At 52.7% G+C, this 15,890-nt stretch carries 14 protein-coding genes; 7 read left to right on the top strand and 7 right to left on the bottom strand.

All coding sequences use genetic code 11. The features are described 5' to 3' along the window. Nucleotides 1-55 precede the first annotated feature (55 nt). The 5 genes from ACTH3S_RS01310 (at nucleotide 56) to glpK (ending at nucleotide 7,065) form a co-directional block, all read left to right on the top strand. Nucleotides 56-2,266 (top strand): acetyl-CoA hydrolase/transferase C-terminal domain-containing protein, encoded by a 2,211-nt coding sequence (locus ACTH3S_RS01310; protein WP_441807212.1) that lies wholly within the window; start codon nucleotides 56-58, stop codon nucleotides 2,264-2,266. Then, complete coding sequence (locus ACTH3S_RS01305; protein ID WP_441807211.1) at nucleotides 2,266-2,736, top strand: FKBP-type peptidyl-prolyl cis-trans isomerase; 471 nt, start codon at nucleotides 2,266-2,268, stop codon at nucleotides 2,734-2,736. Before ACTH3S_RS01310 ends, ACTH3S_RS01305 begins: the two co-directional genes overlap by 1 nt. A 171-nt stretch (nucleotides 2,737-2,907) precedes the next feature. Continuing rightward, on the top strand, nucleotides 2,908-3,645 hold the full coding sequence (locus ACTH3S_RS01300) for a response regulator (protein WP_441807210.1): 738 nt from the start codon (nucleotides 2,908-2,910) through the stop codon (nucleotides 3,643-3,645). A 64-nt stretch (nucleotides 3,646-3,709) separates the two neighbouring features. Next, on the top strand, nucleotides 3,710-5,278 hold the full coding sequence (locus ACTH3S_RS01295; RefSeq protein WP_441807209.1) for an ATP-binding protein: 1,569 nt from the start codon (nucleotides 3,710-3,712) through the stop codon (nucleotides 5,276-5,278). 305 nt (nucleotides 5,279-5,583) lie between these two features. Beyond that, entirely contained in the window at nucleotides 5,584-7,065 is a 1,482-nt protein-coding gene (gene glpK, locus ACTH3S_RS01290) for a glycerol kinase GlpK (protein ID WP_441807208.1), read from the top strand. Between the two features lie 20 nt (nucleotides 7,066-7,085). On the opposite strand, the gene ACTH3S_RS01285 is transcribed toward glpK, so the two are convergent. Together ACTH3S_RS01285 and argF are read right to left on the bottom strand one after the other, a co-directional pair. Beyond that, nucleotides 7,086-8,159: an ABC transporter ATP-binding protein gene (locus tag ACTH3S_RS01285; protein WP_441807207.1), complete on the bottom strand. Its 1,074-nt coding sequence runs from the start codon at nucleotides 8,157-8,159 to the stop codon at nucleotides 7,086-7,088. Between the two features lie 5 nt (nucleotides 8,160-8,164). Beyond that, a complete protein-coding gene (gene argF, locus ACTH3S_RS01280; RefSeq protein ID WP_441807206.1) occupies nucleotides 8,165-9,079 on the bottom strand; it encodes an ornithine carbamoyltransferase in 915 nt (304 codons plus the stop codon). A 30-nt stretch (nucleotides 9,080-9,109) separates the two neighbouring features. Here argF and ACTH3S_RS01275 point away from each other — a divergent pair, with 30 nt between their 5' ends. After that, the gene (locus ACTH3S_RS01275) at nucleotides 9,110-9,247 is read left to right on the top strand and encodes a hypothetical protein (RefSeq protein ID WP_441807205.1); all 138 of its coding nucleotides are present in this window, start codon (nucleotides 9,110-9,112) and stop codon (nucleotides 9,245-9,247) included. A 65-nt stretch (nucleotides 9,248-9,312) separates the two neighbouring features. Beyond that, a complete protein-coding gene (gene grxD / locus ACTH3S_RS01270; RefSeq protein WP_441807204.1) occupies nucleotides 9,313-9,639 on the top strand; it encodes a Grx4 family monothiol glutaredoxin in 327 nt (108 codons plus the stop codon). Nucleotides 9,640-9,657: 18 nt separating this feature from the next. Here grxD and ACTH3S_RS01265 read toward each other — a convergent pair whose 3' ends face one another. From ACTH3S_RS01265 to ACTH3S_RS01245, 5 genes are all read right to left on the bottom strand, one after another. Continuing rightward, nucleotides 9,658-9,921 carry an energy transducer TonB family protein gene (locus ACTH3S_RS01265; protein WP_441807203.1) on the bottom strand — a complete coding sequence of 88 codons (264 nt, stop codon included), beginning with the start codon at nucleotides 9,919-9,921 and terminating at the stop codon, nucleotides 9,658-9,660. Nucleotides 9,922-10,452: 531 nt separating this feature from the next. Further along, complete coding sequence (locus tag ACTH3S_RS01260) at nucleotides 10,453-12,651, bottom strand: DUF1631 domain-containing protein (RefSeq protein WP_441807202.1); 2,199 nt, start codon at nucleotides 12,649-12,651, stop codon at nucleotides 10,453-10,455. Nucleotides 12,652-12,848: 197 nt separating this feature from the next. Beyond that, the gene (locus ACTH3S_RS01255; RefSeq protein WP_441807201.1) at nucleotides 12,849-13,451 is read right to left on the bottom strand and encodes a Yip1 family protein; all 603 of its coding nucleotides are present in this window, start codon (nucleotides 13,449-13,451) and stop codon (nucleotides 12,849-12,851) included. A gap of 152 nt (nucleotides 13,452-13,603) precedes the next feature. Further along, entirely contained in the window at nucleotides 13,604-14,887 is a 1,284-nt protein-coding gene (locus ACTH3S_RS01250) for an HlyC/CorC family transporter (protein ID WP_441807200.1), read from the bottom strand. Nucleotides 14,888-14,969: 82 nt separating this feature from the next. Beyond that, nucleotides 14,970-15,776 (bottom strand): cytochrome C assembly family protein, encoded by an 807-nt coding sequence (locus tag ACTH3S_RS01245; protein ID WP_441807199.1) that lies wholly within the window; start codon nucleotides 15,774-15,776, stop codon nucleotides 14,970-14,972. Between the last annotated feature and the right edge of the window lie 114 nt (nucleotides 15,777-15,890).

Genomic DNA, 15,890 nt, shown 5'->3' with positions numbered 1-15,890 from the left:
TGTGATGATCCCCCCCATGGGTGTTACATGCTGATTGATCAATGAGGATCCTTATATGGCGGTAAATGGAAGGCAGCGTTTAAGTGACACAGAGCGTTGCGTGGATGAAGTAATCCGCCGGGTTGGTAAGACGATCACACTGGGTTTGCCTTTGGGGTTGGGTAAGCCAGTTCGCTTGGTAAACGCTTTGTATCAGCGAGCAAAGGACGACCCAGAAATAAATCTGCATATCTTTACGGCGCTTTCACTGCTGGCCCCAACAGGGGGATCTTCTTTGGAGCGGCGCTTTATGGAGCCGTTTGCGGAGCGTTTATATGGTGATATTCCAGATCTGCAATATGCCCGTGATGTCGCGAAGCACCGGCTGCCCCCGAATGTTCAAGTGTCGGAGTTCTTTTTCAAGGCTGGCAGCTACCTCAGCAATCGCGGCCAGCAGCAGAATTATGTATCTACCAATTATACCCATGCCGTTCGTGATCTGATGAGCTTAGGGGTTAATGTGGTGGCGCAGATGGTCTCTCCGGGGGAACTGCACGGTTCGCCGGGCATGGTAAGTCTTAGCTGTAACCCGGATTTGAGCCTTGATCTATTGCCGCTGTTGCGAGAGCGGGAGGCGGCAGGAACACCAGTAGCCATCGTGGGCGAAATCAATCGCCAGTTGCCTTGGTTTGGTCGCGATGCTGCGGTGGCTGAAGACGATTTTGATATGGTATTTGAGCATCAGGGCTCCGAATACCCGTTGTTTTCTGCCCCCCAGATGGCTATCAGCCCTGCAGATCACCTGATTGGTTTTTTTGCCAGTACCTTACTGAAAGACGGCGGTACGCTGCAGGTGGGCATAGGTTCCCTTGGTGCTGCGCTTGTGCATAGCGCTATTTTTCGCCATAAAAATAACGACGCTTGGCAGGCAGTGTTTGATCACTTGCAGGTTGCAGAGCGCTTTCCCTTAGCGGGAACAGAAGGTGGGACTGGGCCGTTTGAGAAAGGCCTGTACGGTTGCAGTGAAATGATGGTCGACGGCTTTCTGTACCTCATGGAAGCCGGTATTCTTCGGCGCGAGGTGCATGATCATGCCGACCTTCAAACACTGATCAATAATGGCGAAATTGATGAGCAAGTTTCGTTGGCTACGCTGGATGTACTGCGCCGGGAAGGGCTTGTTGAATCCCCCATGCGGGCTCGGGATGTTGTTTGGCTGCAGCAGCATGGAATTCTGCGGGATATAGTGGAGTTCAAGGGTGGCCGGCTGCTGGTCGGAGAGCATTCACTAACTGCCGATCTGGATGATCCAGAGGCGAGGGATGCGATGACAACCTTCGTGCTGGGAGATCGTCTTGCCGGTGGTGTGGCCATGCATGGTGGCTTTTATCTGGGCCCCCAGAAGTTCTACCAGTCACTGCGGGAGCTGTCTGATGCAGATCGTGATCGCATCTGCATGACCAGTGTCAGCTTCATTAACCATCTTTATGACCATCGCTTTGGCAATCAGCGGCTTAAGGCGGCCCAGCGGATACACAGCCGGTTTATTAATACCGCGATGATGCACACCCTCAGTGGCGAAGCTGTGTCTGATGGGCTAGAGGATGGCCGGGTAATTAGTGGTGTGGGTGGTCAGTACAATTTCGTTTCCATGGCCCATGAGCTGCCTGATGCCCGATCCATTATTGCCTTGCGCAGCGCCCGGGAAACCCAAGGCACTGTGGTGTCGAACATTGTGTTCAATTACGGCCATTGCACCATACCCCGTCACCTGCGGGACGTGGTGATTACCGAGTACGGAATTGCCGATCTACGCGGCCAGCCAGATGAGCAGGTATACCTGCGCCTGATCCGTATCGCAGACTCGCGTTTTCAGCAGGGGCTTCTAAGCCAGGCACAGAAAGCGGGCAAGGTAGATACGGCGTTCCGGTTGCCAGCCAGTTGGCTGAACAACACGCCAGCGAATATTGCCAAGGCATTTTCAGAGGCGGGCGGTGAAGACTGGTTCCCGGCATTTCCCTTTGGGCGAGATTTTACAGATCAGGAGCTGGTGCTGGGCAAGGCCTTGAACAAGCTCAAGACAGAAACCGCGACCCTCCGTGGTAAGGTGTCGATCCTTTTGCAGGCTATTCGGGCTAAAGATGAACAGGGGCGGTATACAGAGTTGTTGCAACGAATGGGCCTGAGTCAGCCTTCAGGGCTGCGAGAAAAATTGGATCAGCGCCTCGTGATTCATGGCCTGCAATTGACAGAAAATCCACCAGATACAGGAAACTCGAAAACCTGATGGAAGCTTCCCAAGAAAGACCTGACGTTTTTACGGTTCACTACGTGCTGAAGAACAAAATCGGCGAGTTGGTTGATACTTCAGAGGGCAGTGAACCTCTACACTTTTTATATGGCAGCTCTGAAGTCATCAAAGGCATTCAAGAAGCGGTAAAAGATCGCAATGCCGGCGATTGCCTGGAAGTGACCGTGCCACCCACCATGGCCTACGGCGAACACAGGGCAGATCTGGTTCGAAAGGTTCCCCGCTCAATGTTCGAAGGCGTGGAAAACCTGCAGGTTGGCATGAAGTTTCAGACTAATAATGGCGACAACGCCCAGATTGTTCAGGTGATGGGTATTGATGGAAATCTGATCAGAATAGATGCTAACCACCCGTTGGCGGGCTTTACTCTGTATTTTGATCTGGAAATCATTGAACGCCGTGAAGCAACAGCTGAAGAGCTCGATCAGGGCCAGCCGCTATCTTAAGTGAGTTGGCGTTGTGGAGGTCTAGGTACTAGAGTTCAGTGTTTGTGACTAGGTGTAACGGCTTGGCAGTTCCATGTACATTTCTGAATAACATGTATAATTGCTGTTACATTACGTTGTCTGTATCGTCGGATACAGGCGAAAACTGAATCCGGAAAAATAAAATCAGAGATGGACCGCGTGGAACAGACAAACGAAAGTTGGCGAATTCTTATTGTCGAAGATGATGAGCGGCTGGCCGAGCTGACCCGTGAATACCTCGAGAGCAACGGCTTAGCCGTGTCTATCGAAACCCATGGAAGCCCAGCCGTAGATCGAATCCGCAACGAGCAGCCGGATCTTGTCGTATTAGACTTGATGTTGCCCGGGGAGGATGGTCTTTCCATTTGTCGCCGTGTACGACCATTTTATTCCGGCCCCATCATTATGCTTACTGCACGCACTGATGATCTGGATCAGGTGCTTGGTCTTGAAATGGGAGCGGATGATTACATCAGCAAGCCCGTTAAGCCCCGTGTGCTCTTGGCCCGTATTCGCGCCATGCTGAGGCGCGTCACGGAAAGTGCGCAAAATGGTGCGGATGAAGCAAGCGGCGAAGAACCAACGCGCCTGCAGTTCAATGACCTGGTGGTAGATCGCTCTATGCGTGAAGCCTGGTTGAGCGAGCAAAGTATCGACCTGACCAGCGCTGAATTTGACTTGCTTTGGCTTTTGGCAAGCAATGCCGGTCGGGTGCTAAGCCGGGAAGAGATTTTTACCGCTTTGCGGGGCATAGAGTACGACGGTCAGGATAGATCCATTGATGTTCGGGTCTCTCGGATTCGCCCTAAAATCGGCGACGATCCGGTTCATCCCCGCAGGATCAAGACAGTTCGAAGTAAAGGCTATCTGTTTGTGAAGGAAGCCTGACAATTCAGTCTTTGGCGCCGGCACAGATTTTTTGGCCGGCGTTTCCCTGCCCGGGTTCGTCGACATGCCCCTGAAGTTTTTCCTCAAGCTATACGCCCGCCTCGCCGGCCTCACAGGGCTGGTGATTCTGCTTTGTGTTGTTCTGTTTGTTGGTATCAATTCTGTACGCTTACAATTTTGGCATGAGCGCTTCTCTGAGCCGTTGATGCGTTGGCTTGAACACACGCCTTCACCGCAACAGCGGTATCATTGGCTGTCCCCCCAGTACGATTTCAACGTTGCAAGTGCCGGCGAGCTGTCGCTTTCCCCAGTCATTCAGGAGCGCTTGGGCTATGGTCAAGTGGTGGCGGATGAGGGCAGTCTGGGCTACCGGTTTCTGGTCACCGGTTTTCACGGCGAAGCTATACAGCTGAGGCTATCTCAACCCTACCGGGATATTGCCGTTGTTTCCGCACAGATTCTGCGCGAGCATCTAGACGCTGCCAGTTTGGAAGGGCGAGAGCAAGCGATTGAGCAGCTGACCCGCGGCTTGAATGTCGGTTTTCTGAGGGTTCAGGACCTTGCTACGCTGCCGAATGATGAGGTTTTGGAGCGGGTTTACAGTCGTGGCTCTGCTTTTTATCTCGACAACGGGGAAGGACGCGTACTTGTTCAGTTGTCAGCCGGTGAGCTGGTTCAAGTGGTTCTACCCGCGCCGTTTACTCCCTGGGCATGGCCGGTCATTCTGTTGTTGCTGCTGGTGTCTGGGAGTATTTTGGCTCTATCGTTGATTCTTGTGCTTCGTGGGTTGGATAGCAATCTGCGTACCGTGGAGTCCGTTGCTGTGCGTATTGCCCGGGGGGAAATGAGCGCCCGTGTAGAGGCTGGTGAAGGCACCATTGTTTCTCGGTTGGCAGCAGCGTTTAATGGAATGGCCGAACACATACAGCGTCTGGTGAACGTTCAGCGTGAAATGATTCATGCCGTTTCCCACGAATTGAGAACGCCGGTTGCCCGTATTCGCTTTGGTGTCCAGATGATTGAGGACTGCCAGGGCCAGGAAGCCCTGCAGAGACAGCTTGATGGTATTGATGGTGATATTCAGGAGTTGGACGAGCTGATTGACGAGATCCTTACCTATGCGCGCCTAGAGCAGGGTGGCCCCGTCTTTTCCCTTGAGGAAGCATCTGTCACCGACATAGTGAGACAGGTTGTTGGCGAGCAGCAGCTTGTTCGGCCGGCGCTGAGTATTGAGGGTAAAATCGACGAGGCCACTGAGCGATTGGCACTGGCCGATGTGGAGCCACGTTATATTCACCGGGCTATCCAGAATCTTGTAGGGAATGCGGGTCGCTATGCGGCCGGCCAGGTGCTTGTTCGTTGTCAAATTGATGAAGACCATTGCCGTGTTGATGTAGAGGACGATGGCCCAGGCATTCCGGAAGACGAATGGGAAAAGGTGTTCACTGCGTTTTCCCGGCTTGACGACAGCCGCACTCGCACCTCGGGGGGCTATGGGCTTGGCCTGTCTATCGTACGACGCATTCTGTATTGGCATAACGGGCAGGCGTTTGTGAGTCGTAGTGATAGCCTTGGTGGCGCACGCTTCAGCTTGGTCTGGCCACGCAAGAAACCGCTCGAGCCGGATTTTTGAGAGGGTGTGAAGCAACTCTCAGCTCCTCACCTGATGTAACAAAGCGACTACACAAGCACTACTGAACATCTCGCTGTCGGCGCCGATAATTAAACACGTAAGGATGACTTTTTAGGTTGTGGTTCTTACGAACTTTCCTTGTTTCATTCGTCATTTGAGGGTCGGGTTTCCGGCCCTTTTTTTTCTTTATTTTTTGAATATTTCTGCATTTTTCCTCCGTATTTTCGTCCTCGCCTGTCCCAATGTTCTTCTTCCGGAGAACCTGCTGGTAGAATCCGGTAAACGACCGGACTCCAGGATTCATGATGACCCGATATCTGCTTGCCATTGACCAGGGAACCACCAGTTCCCGAGCCATTGTTTTCGACCAGGGCGGCGCCAGCGTTGCCACAGATCAGCGGGAGTTTCGTCAGTACTTTCCTAGTGATGGTTGGGTTGAACATGATGCCATTGAAATCTGGGAGAGCACCTTGGCGGTTTGCCGCAGTGCTCTTGAGAAAGCCGCCATTGAGGCTTCAGAGCTGGCAGGGATCGGCATTACTAATCAGCGTGAAACCACAGTTATCTGGGAGCGAGCCTCGGGCAAGCCAATCCATCGCGCAATTGTTTGGCAAGACAGGCGCACAGCCTCCCTGTGCACCAAGCTGAAAACCGATGGTCATGAAGGTATTGTTGTCGAGCGTACGGGCCTGCTGATTGATCCTTACTTCTCCGCCACCAAGATCGCCTGGATACTCGATAACGTAGAGGGCGCCCGAGCCCGGGCAGAATCAGGTGAGCTAGCGTTTGGTACGGTAGATAGCTGGCTTCTGTGGAACCTGACTGGCGGCCGTTCACATTTTACCGATGCCACCAATGCCTCCAGAACCGCGCTGTTCAATATTCACCAGCAGGATTGGGACGATGAGTTGTTGTCGCTGTTCCGTGTTCCAAAGTCTTTGTTGCCCGATGTTCTCGACAGTGCCGCTGACTACGGCTTAACTGAGCCTTGTTGGCTTGGTACGCCGGTTATGGTGGCAGGTATTGCAGGTGACCAACAGGCGGCCCTTATTGGCCAGGCGTGCTTTGATCCAGGTATGGCCAAGAGCACCTACGGTACTGGCTGTTTTTTGATGGTTAATACCGGCGACAAAGCCGTGCGATCAGAGAATCGCCTGCTTACGACCGTGGCGTACCGCCTTAATGGCAAACCCTGTTATGCCGTGGAAGGCAGTATTTTTGTCGCAGGCGCGGCCATGCAGTGGTTACGTGACGGTTTGAAGCTAATTGAGCATGCCAACGAGTCTGCCGCCCATGCCGAAACCGTTGGCGTGGATAACCCGGTGTATCTGGTGCCGGCGTTTACTGGGCTGGGCGCGCCTCACTGGGATCCCCATGCCCGTGGCGCCATTATGGGGTTAACGCGGGACACGGGGATCGGCGAGATTGTGACTGCCGGGCTGCAGTCGGTGTGTTATCAGACCAAGGATTTGGTGCGGGCAATCCAGAATGATGGGGCGGCTCTGGCGTCACTTCGCGTAGACGGCGGCATGGTGGTCAACGACTGGCTAATGCAGTTTTTGGCAGACATTCTGAACGTGACCGTTGATCGCCCCCGGATTACCGAAACCACGGCCCTGGGCGCAGCTTATCTTGCCGGCTTACAAACCGGTGTTTACGACAGCTTGGAACAGATTTCAGGGCTTTGGGAGTGCGAGCGGCAGTTTCACGCGGGCATGCGCCCAGCGCTGCGTGAGTCGCTTTATGCAGGGTGGCTGGACGCTATTGAACGAGTCTGTAACAACTGATGAGCCTTTGCATTGGCTTTTCAGTTGTTACGCTCAAAGGCAATAAGGTGGTCGGCTTCGACCCTTACGGGAACCGTCTCACCTAAGTGGAAATCCAGATGGCTGCGAAATAGCGCCTCAAATTCTGTATCTTCAGAACAGCGGAAGCGGTAAAGCGTGGAGGTACCTGCAAAGGTTTTCTCAACGACCTTCGGGCGCAGGTCTGAATCTGCATCATAGACAATATCGTCCGGGCGTATGAGTACGTCTACCAGGGTGCCGGGGGCCCAGTTATAAGCCCGGTTTCCGTGAATGACGCCCAGTTCGGATTCGATAATATCTGGCCCTTTTGCCTGACCCGGCACAAACCCCCCTTGCCCAACAAAACTCGCCACAAAGCGGTTCGCAGGTTCGTGGTACAGGTTGTAAGGCACATCCCACTGCTGGATTTTTCCGCTCTGAAGCACCGCCACCTGATCGCACATGGCAAAGGCTTCTTGCTGATCGTGAGTCACCAGAATGGCGCTGATGCCGAGAGTTTTCAGAATGTCGCGAACGTCTAGGCTGAGCCGGCGGCGCAGATCGGCATCCAGGTTGGAAAAAGGCTCATCGAGCAGAATTAGCGTTGGCTCTGGGGCCAGGGCTCTCGCCAGTGCAACTCGCTGTTGTTGGCCACCCGAGAGTTCGTGCGGGTAGTTGTCCGCCAGATCCTGCAGGTGAACCACGTGCAGAAGTTCCATGACTTTGCTGCGCTTCTCGGTTTTGTTCAGCCCGCGTAATCCAAAGCCAACGTTGTCTGCAATGCTCAGATGGGGAAACAGGGCGTAGTCTTGAAAAACCATGCCTATGCGCCGCTTTTCAGGGGAGAGTGTGCGGCCAGGTAGGCTGATCTGCTGGGACTGGAGGCTGATCTGACCTCCGGTCAGGGGAAGAAACCCCGCCAACGCCCTCAAAATTGTGCTCTTCCCGCAACCACTAGGCCCCAGCAGGCAGCCAATATCCCCGTGGCTGAGTGCGAAGCTGACATCTTTTACAACGTCAACTCCGCCATAGCCACAGGTCAGGTTATTTACTTCAAGCAGCCAGTTGTCAGTGGTCGTTTCAGGGGAGCTCATAAAGCTTAGTCCAAGCGGTTCAGAATCAGGAATTCCAGCAGAGCTTTTTGGGCATGGAGTCGGTTTTCAGCCTCGTCCCAAATTACGGAGCTTGGGTGTTCTATCATGTTTGCTGAGATTTCCTCGCCCCGGTGAGCGGGCAGGCAATGCATGAGTAGTGCATCTTTAGCTGCAATATCCATTAGCGCAGGGTTGATCTGAAAGTTGCTGAAGGCCTTCTCCCGGGCTTTCTGCTCGTCTTCCTGGCCCATAGAGGCCCAAACGTCGGTTACCAACAAGTTTGCATTGCGGGCAGCCTCTGCCGGCTCTTGTGTCAGGGTTACGCGGGAACTATGAGCTTTTACCAGTTCTGGGTCTGGCTCGTAGCCCTCGGGCGTTGCTATGTTCAGGTGAAAATCGAACTGCTTGGCAGCATTGATATAAGAATGGCACATGTTGTTGCCATCTCCGATCCAGGCCACTGTAGCACCACGTATGCTACCGCGATGTTCACGATAGGTTTGCATATCGGCCAGTAGTTGGCAGGGGTGGAACTCATCCGTCAGGGCGTTGATAACCGGTGCCCGTGAAGCCTTTGCAAACGTTTCAACCGTTTCATGGGCAAAGGTACGGATCATTACTGCATCTACCATACTGGAGATCACAATGGCGGAATCTTCTATTGGCTCCCCGCGGCCAAGCTGCGTGTCCCGTGGGGAAAGGAACATGGCAGAGCCGCCTAACTGGGTCATACCGGCTTCGAAAGAGACCCGGGTGCGGGTTGAGGACTTTTCAAAAATCATCGCCAATACACGATTTTTCAATGAGTCCCGAACCTTACCTTGGCGCCATTCGTTCCGGAGCTTGGTGCCATGATCCACCAGATTTTCCAGCTCGGTCGTGGTCATGTCATTCAGTGTTAGAAAATGCCTTGCTGCCATGGGATGGCCCTTACCTTAATGAAGCCCAGGATGAGTATAAATACTGGTGAAAAAATGGGGGCGTCAAGTCTAGCCCTTCGCGCCGTTGAAGACAATGCTGCGGGCGCGGGGCTTGCCTTGGGTCAAATTGTGGGGTTTGTTGAGAAGCTCGCCCGGCGTGTACAATGAGAGTCAGTAAAGATAGGTACAACAGCGCAAGCAAGCTGTTCCTTTTTAACCAGAGGTGAATGTTCATGGACATTAACGAAACCATTAAAACCCAGCTCTCAGAAAACCCTATTATCCTGTATATGAAGGGATCGCCCCAGGCTCCTCAGTGCGGCTTCTCCTCTAAAACGTCACAGGCCTTAATGGCGTGTGGTGAGCGTTTTGCATTCGTGAACATTCTTGATAATCAGGAATTGCGTGAAGGTCTGAAGGTTTACTCAAGCTGGCCGACGTATCCGCAGCTTTACGTGAGCGGTGAGCTGGTCGGTGGTTGTGACATTATTATGGAAATGTCCGAAAACGGCGAGTTGGCCAAGCTGGTAAAAGAGGCGGCCAAGCAAGCTGAAGCTTGATTCTGCTTTCCCTGCCGGTTAAAGCCGCGACGGAGCAAACACCAGTTGTACTTCGAAGCGGTTTTTGCCGCCCTGATCAGGCGGCTTTGGGTAGGGGCTGGCTGAGAGTGCTGTCCGGTAGGTGGCGCTATCTATCTGCTCAATACCTGTCGATGTGATCACTCTCGCCCTAGTAAGTGCGCCGTTCTCCAGTAACTGAAGCTCCAACCCCATGGTGCTCGGACCTGCAAGTTCTTTGATGGCCGGTATGCGCAGTGTTTCTAGCCGGGTGGCCAGATGCATAGCCAGTTTAACCAGGTAGGGGTCCTGTTCGGTGGGTGATTGGGTAATTCTGGTGAGTTCTTCAGAGTTTTCCTTTCCCGAAACCTGCGTACGGGATCCTGATTTTGACGGCGAGCTGGAAGGGCGTGAAGGCATTGTTGGGCTATTCTGATCCGCTTTTTTCTTGGTTATCGGGGCTGGCGAGCTTTTGCTGGCTGGAGCTATTTTAAATGGTTGATTGCGGTTAGCGCTTTTTGTGTTCGGGTTGGATGCTTGGCCAGTTGGCGTATTGGGGCTGCTCTTTGCACCAGTCAGCTCAAGGTTTAAGTGCTGGCGGTGCTTGGCAGGGGGGGGGCTGAACAGTAGAAGGAATGCCAGACAACAGCAGTATATGAATCAAGAAGGCAGTTGATATGGCGAGGGCGATCCGGTACGTCGCGGGAAGGCTGTTGTTGCTGCCATGCTCCAGCATTGATTTCAGATTGCTCCATTGTTACCGGATGATCGTTGTGCTGGTTTGGGCTCGCAGAATAACCGCGAGCCCAAACCAGCTCAGGCCGTTTTGCCGCGCAGGGAGCCGACTACGGCATCCAGTGCCCGGTCAATGAATGCCCCTTGCTCAAGCAGTGTCATTCGCCCGCGTCGCATTTCGTGGGCTAGATCTACTCGGGTCTTTTCGATGACTTTCAGGCCCATGCGGTTCACAAAAACAAAGCAGTCTGCTTCTTCAATGATCGCGGAAAGTTTGCATCGGAAGCTTGCGCCGTTCACCAGCCGGAACTCAACCCAGTTACCTATCTCAATGCTGTCAATCTGCGCCATGAATTCGGCAATGGCAGCGTCTTCAGGTTGAAGCTCAGCTCGGTTCCGGGCTTCATTCAGGTCTTCATCCTGAGCTGGTGGTTCCGCCGTCATCTCCATGCTGGAGCTGGCTCGGAAGGCATTGGCTAGCTCATGCTTAAGCTGGCTCATGGTGTCGTCAAGCTTTGAGGCGTTGTACGAAACTTCTTCCAGTCCTGCACGTAGTGATTTGAGCAGACCGGGCACAACGCGAACCCACTGATCCCTTTCGGAATCTTCCTGGTGCGGGTGAAGGCACCAGACTAGGTCGTCAACAACTTTTACGCTTTCCTGCCAGCGATGCTCAACATCGTCCCGCAGATAAGCCAAAAACATGACCCGGCACCAGCCATTGACCAGAATGTTATATGCGGGCTCTGGAAGCCGATAGCGGGCCACTCGCTCCTGTATGATTCTATCGACCAGTTCTTGAGCTTTTTGGGATTTTATGCGGCCACGTTCAGATTCACGGGTACGCTGTTCTACCAGAGATGCTTTGCGGTTCTCCCGGGCAAGAAACTCTTCAAACTCATCGTTCAATGTTTCAAACAGGGTGACGTCGCCGTCGAACTCGCCGAGGATTCTCTGCACAATGCCGTGAATCATCTCGTACAGCTTATCTCGGGCTTTCTCGTCGCTGTTGCTCCAGCCAATGCCAGCCCGAGCAAGGGCGTTGAGCAGTTTGCGTGCGGGATGCGTGGTCTTGCTGAAAAAGCTTTTATCTTTGATGACAACTTTCAGAATCGGTATCTGCAACCGGCTGATCAAGACTTGTATCGGGGCAGACAGGTTGTAGTCATCAAGAATGAACTCAAACAGCATGGAGACGAGATTGATTAAATCTTCGTCCATTTCTTTGAGTGCTGGTTTTTTGCCGTCGCGGGGATTGGCTTGAGCCAAAATCTGTTGAACGGCATCACGAAGGTCAATGGTAAGCGGTTCGCCTTCGCTGAGGTTGTGTTCAGCACCAATTTGAGCATTTAAGGATAGTGAGGTCAGCAAACTTACCAGTTCATTGCCCCCAATGACCCGAATGTTTGGATCATGCGGCCGTGACGGTATGCCTGCATTGGCCCTTTGGCGCGCCAGTAGCTGATGAATCTGATCGAATACGGCATTGCCGCCGCTATCCTGTTGATTTTTACCAGATGCAGCGGAGCCTTCCGAGCTTTCGCCGGTTGCTTGACCTTCCGGGCTATCGTGTTGCTGGCCAGTTTTGCCGTGATAACGGAAGTTGGGGATAACGCCCGCCTGAATGAGGATTCTGTTTGCTTCATCCAGTAGCATGCCCAGATTAGATACAACGTAGCGATCAAACTGCTTGAGCAGAATCAATCGTTCGCGAATCTGAATTTCCAGTGCTTGAATAGCTCCGGTGAACGCGCTGCAAAGGTGTTCTGGCGCCATGGGGTTAACCGGCATTTCGTCGGAAGCGCCGTCATAGACCTTGCTGAAGCGAGCCTGAAGCTGCAAAAGAGGCCCTTGGAAATGGGCCTTGGCTTTGGTGATCATGGCGTTCAGAGCAACTTGCTCTTCCAGATCATCATTGCCAACGAGCGCTAGATTGTCTGCATTTGCTTGTTGCCCCAGAGAATCTTCATGCTGCTGACCTGTATGGGGGGGGTTGGCAAAAAACTGCGCAACCGTATTTTGAAAATGGCGCTCTACACCTTTGCGCTTGATGCGGATTTCCCGCATGGCTTCAAAATAGCGATTCTGTTCGTTGTTGCTGCGGGCGTTGTTGGCCAGTTCGAATAGTGAATCATCAACGGCATCGAAAGCGCCTTGAAGCAGGTCCCCCAGTCCAGCGACAACTGTGTCACGGATGCGGGTCACCTCCACTGGAGTCGGTTGGCTGCTGCCCATTTCCCTATGCTCACGGAGATAGTGTATGCCGGACTGCTTATTCATGGCCGACTCCTGTTTACGGCTCAACCGGGTACATGACCGAGATTAACTGCCTGTTTTTTGATTATAGACCGAATTTACCGCATTTTTGGCTTCGTTAATACGACTAAAACCTAACCTGGGTGCTAATCTCAAAAATAAAGGGTGTTCCTTTGGAACACCCTTTGCCGTTTTTTGGCACAAAGGCCCGATCCTAATCTTTAACTAACATATATCGGACCTATGCCCATGCTCCATATCACTACGCTGATGGCAAGTAGGGCAACAAACATGACCAGCCCGACCGTAAGTACGGCAGTGGCAAACATGAATCCACGATCTTCGGGAATCTTCATCAGAATGGGCAACCCCTCATAAAGCAGGTATACCGCGTAGGCGATGGCGACTAACCCGGCCGCCATATTCACCCAGATGTTGGGGTATACAGCGATAACACCGATAAGAAAAATTGGGGTGGCAGTGTAGGCGGCCATGGTAACGCCCCGGGGCGTCCGGTCGACCGCATCGTAAGTTGCAGCAAAGAAGTCAATGAATTTACCGAGTATGAATATACCGGCCAGCATGGCTGCGTAAAACAGCACGGATAGGCTCATTGCGCTGCTAACCGACAAGCGTGTGACCGGGCCATCGCCAATTTGCCAGCCAATCTGTGAGGTTCCGATAAAGCCTGCCAGAGCAGGTATCAGTGCCAGAAGTAGTACGTGTCCTGTGTAGAGGCGGGTAACGGATTCGGATTCCCTTCGGATGGCTTCCCATGCTTGGTCAGGATTGGTCAGAAGGCCAAAGGTATGTGTCAGACTCATGGACAAACTCCTACCTATTATTGTTGTTTCGGGTTCACCTTTAATGTTGGCAGAGGATTGATATGCGTCAAGGTGCTGGTTGAAATTTGATCTTCCAAGGAGGGCCGCCGCTATAACTGATTCGTCTATAGCGGAATGCAGAAATTGCGGTGTTAGGAGATGGAGAGTGTTCGTTTCTTGCGCTTTTTGGGGTGCACAATTGCGGCCTTCACAACATTGTCTTTGATCTGGAGTACTTCAACTCTATGGCCGTCTACCTTCAGGCAAACGTTGGTGTCGGGGATGTTCTCAAGGGTTTCCGTGATCAAGCCGTTGAGGGTTTTAGGGCCGTCTGTGGGTAGGTTCCAGCCCAGAGTTTTGTTGATGGTGCGTACAGCCGCTGTGCCATCAACAATAAACGTGCCGTTGTCCTGGGGGATGATGTCGGGGCTGGTGGCCGCGTAATCGGTTGTGAACTCGCCAACAATCTCTTCGAGAATGTCCTCCAGGGTCGCTAGCCCTAGTACGTCTCCATACTCGTCTACAACAATGCCGAACCGGCGCTTTTCCTTTTGGAAGTTGATGAGCTGCGTGTTCAGGGGTGTGCTTTCGGGAACAAAGTATGGCTCCTGGCAAAGTTGCATAATCATGGCTTTGTTGATTTCTTCCTGTTGCAGAAGCTTGGTTGCGCTGCGAAGGTGAAGAATGCCCTGAATATCGTTGATATCTCCTTTGAATACCGGTAACCGTGTGTGCTGGCTGTTTCTTAGTTGCCGTAAAATGGTGTCGATATCGTCTTCGAGATCAATGCCGGAGACTTCGTTACGCGGCACCATAATGTCATTTACTGTTACCTTCTCCAGATCCAGAATGCTAACGAGCATGTCTTTGTGTTTTGCTGGGATCAGGGCGCCCGCTTCGTTCACTAGAGTTCGGAGTTCTTCCCGGCTGAGGTGGTCACTGGCTGCATCGTTCGCGGAAATTCTCAATACCCTGAGAATGGCTCCGGTAAATAGATTTACCGCCCACACAATCGGGTAGAGAATCTTCAGTAACGGCCCAAGTACGTAGCTTGCCGGGAATGCGATTTTCTCCGGGAATAGGGCGGCCAAGGTTTTAGGAGTGACTTCGGCAAAAATCAGGATAACGATGGTTAGCAGCAGTGTGGCAATGGCAATGCCTGCGTCACCCCATATGCGAATAGCGATGACAGTGGCAATAGACGACGCCAGAATGTTGACGAAGTTGTTGCCAATCAGAATGATGCCGATCAGTTGGTCGGTGCGCTGCAGCAGTCTCTGCGCGCGTTTTGCGCCTTTGTGGCCAGTTTTCGCCATATGCTTGAGGCGATACCGGTTGAGTGACATCATCCCGGTTTCAGAGCTGGAAAAAAACGCCGATAGCATGATCAGTCCAGCGAGAATAATCGACAGCGCAGTAAGCGATGTACCGTCCAAACTAAGAGTTTCCTTATGTTGCTGGCAAGTAGCGAAAATAGGTTGTGATCGTGCTTGGTGTCAAGACGTTGTGTGCGTCGAATTAGCCGCCTTTTTGGAATACAAGCTCAAGGGCGAACTTGCTGCCGTAAAAGGCCACCATAAGAAGGGCGCAGCCGGCCAGTGTCCAGCGGCTTGCAGTCATGCCGCGCCAGCCTTTCGTGTAGCGCCCTATAAGCAGCGCAACGAATACCAGCAACGAAAGCAGGGAGAATACGGTTTTATGGGCCAGGTTTTGGGCGAACAGGTTTTCTATGAAGAGCGCGCCGGTCACAATGGCGAGAATCAGCATAACGACGCCGGCCCAGACCATTTCGAAAAGCAGGGATTCCATGGTTTGAAGTGGTGGCAGGTTGCGTACCAGAGCACTGTTGTAGTTTTGTTTAAGTTGGCGGTTTTGGAAATAAAGCAGTGTCGCTTGTATAGCCGCCAAGGAAAACAGGCTGTAGGCTGTTATCGATAGTGCGATATGAGAAAGTACGCCGTAGCTTTCATCAGAGACGACGCGCGACGGCGTATGTGTGATCAGCGCCATGACGATGGTGAAAGCTGCCAGTGGGTAAACACCCAGAAAAAGGCTTTGAACCGGTTTTTTGAGGTTCAATCCTAGCAAAAGAAATACGATCAGCCAGGAAATTAGCACTGAGCTTTTGAAGAATCCGAAGTCGACGCCGCCATCGTGGTGTATGGTTTGGGTAATCAAAAGCCCGTGAGCGGCAAGCGCCAGCATGCCAATAAGGGTGGTGATAGCAATGTTGCTGTGTACGCGCCCACGAAAGTGGAGCGCCTGCAGAGCGGTACCGACGCTATACAGAAAAAGAGAGGTGACCGCGAGAATCAGCGTTCCCATGACTTCCTTATTAACCGCTGTGCTGGCTGGAGATCGGCAGGCGTGGCTGTCGATTTGACCGGGTTGGTCGTTTCAGAACGATAGTCTGGTTATAATGTCGCGATTATGCAACAG

The organism is Marinobacter sp. (assembly GCF_052094685.1).
Taxonomy (GTDB): Bacteria; Pseudomonadota; Gammaproteobacteria; order Pseudomonadales; family Oleiphilaceae; genus Marinobacter.
This window is presented reverse-complemented; position numbering and strand designations above follow the sequence as displayed.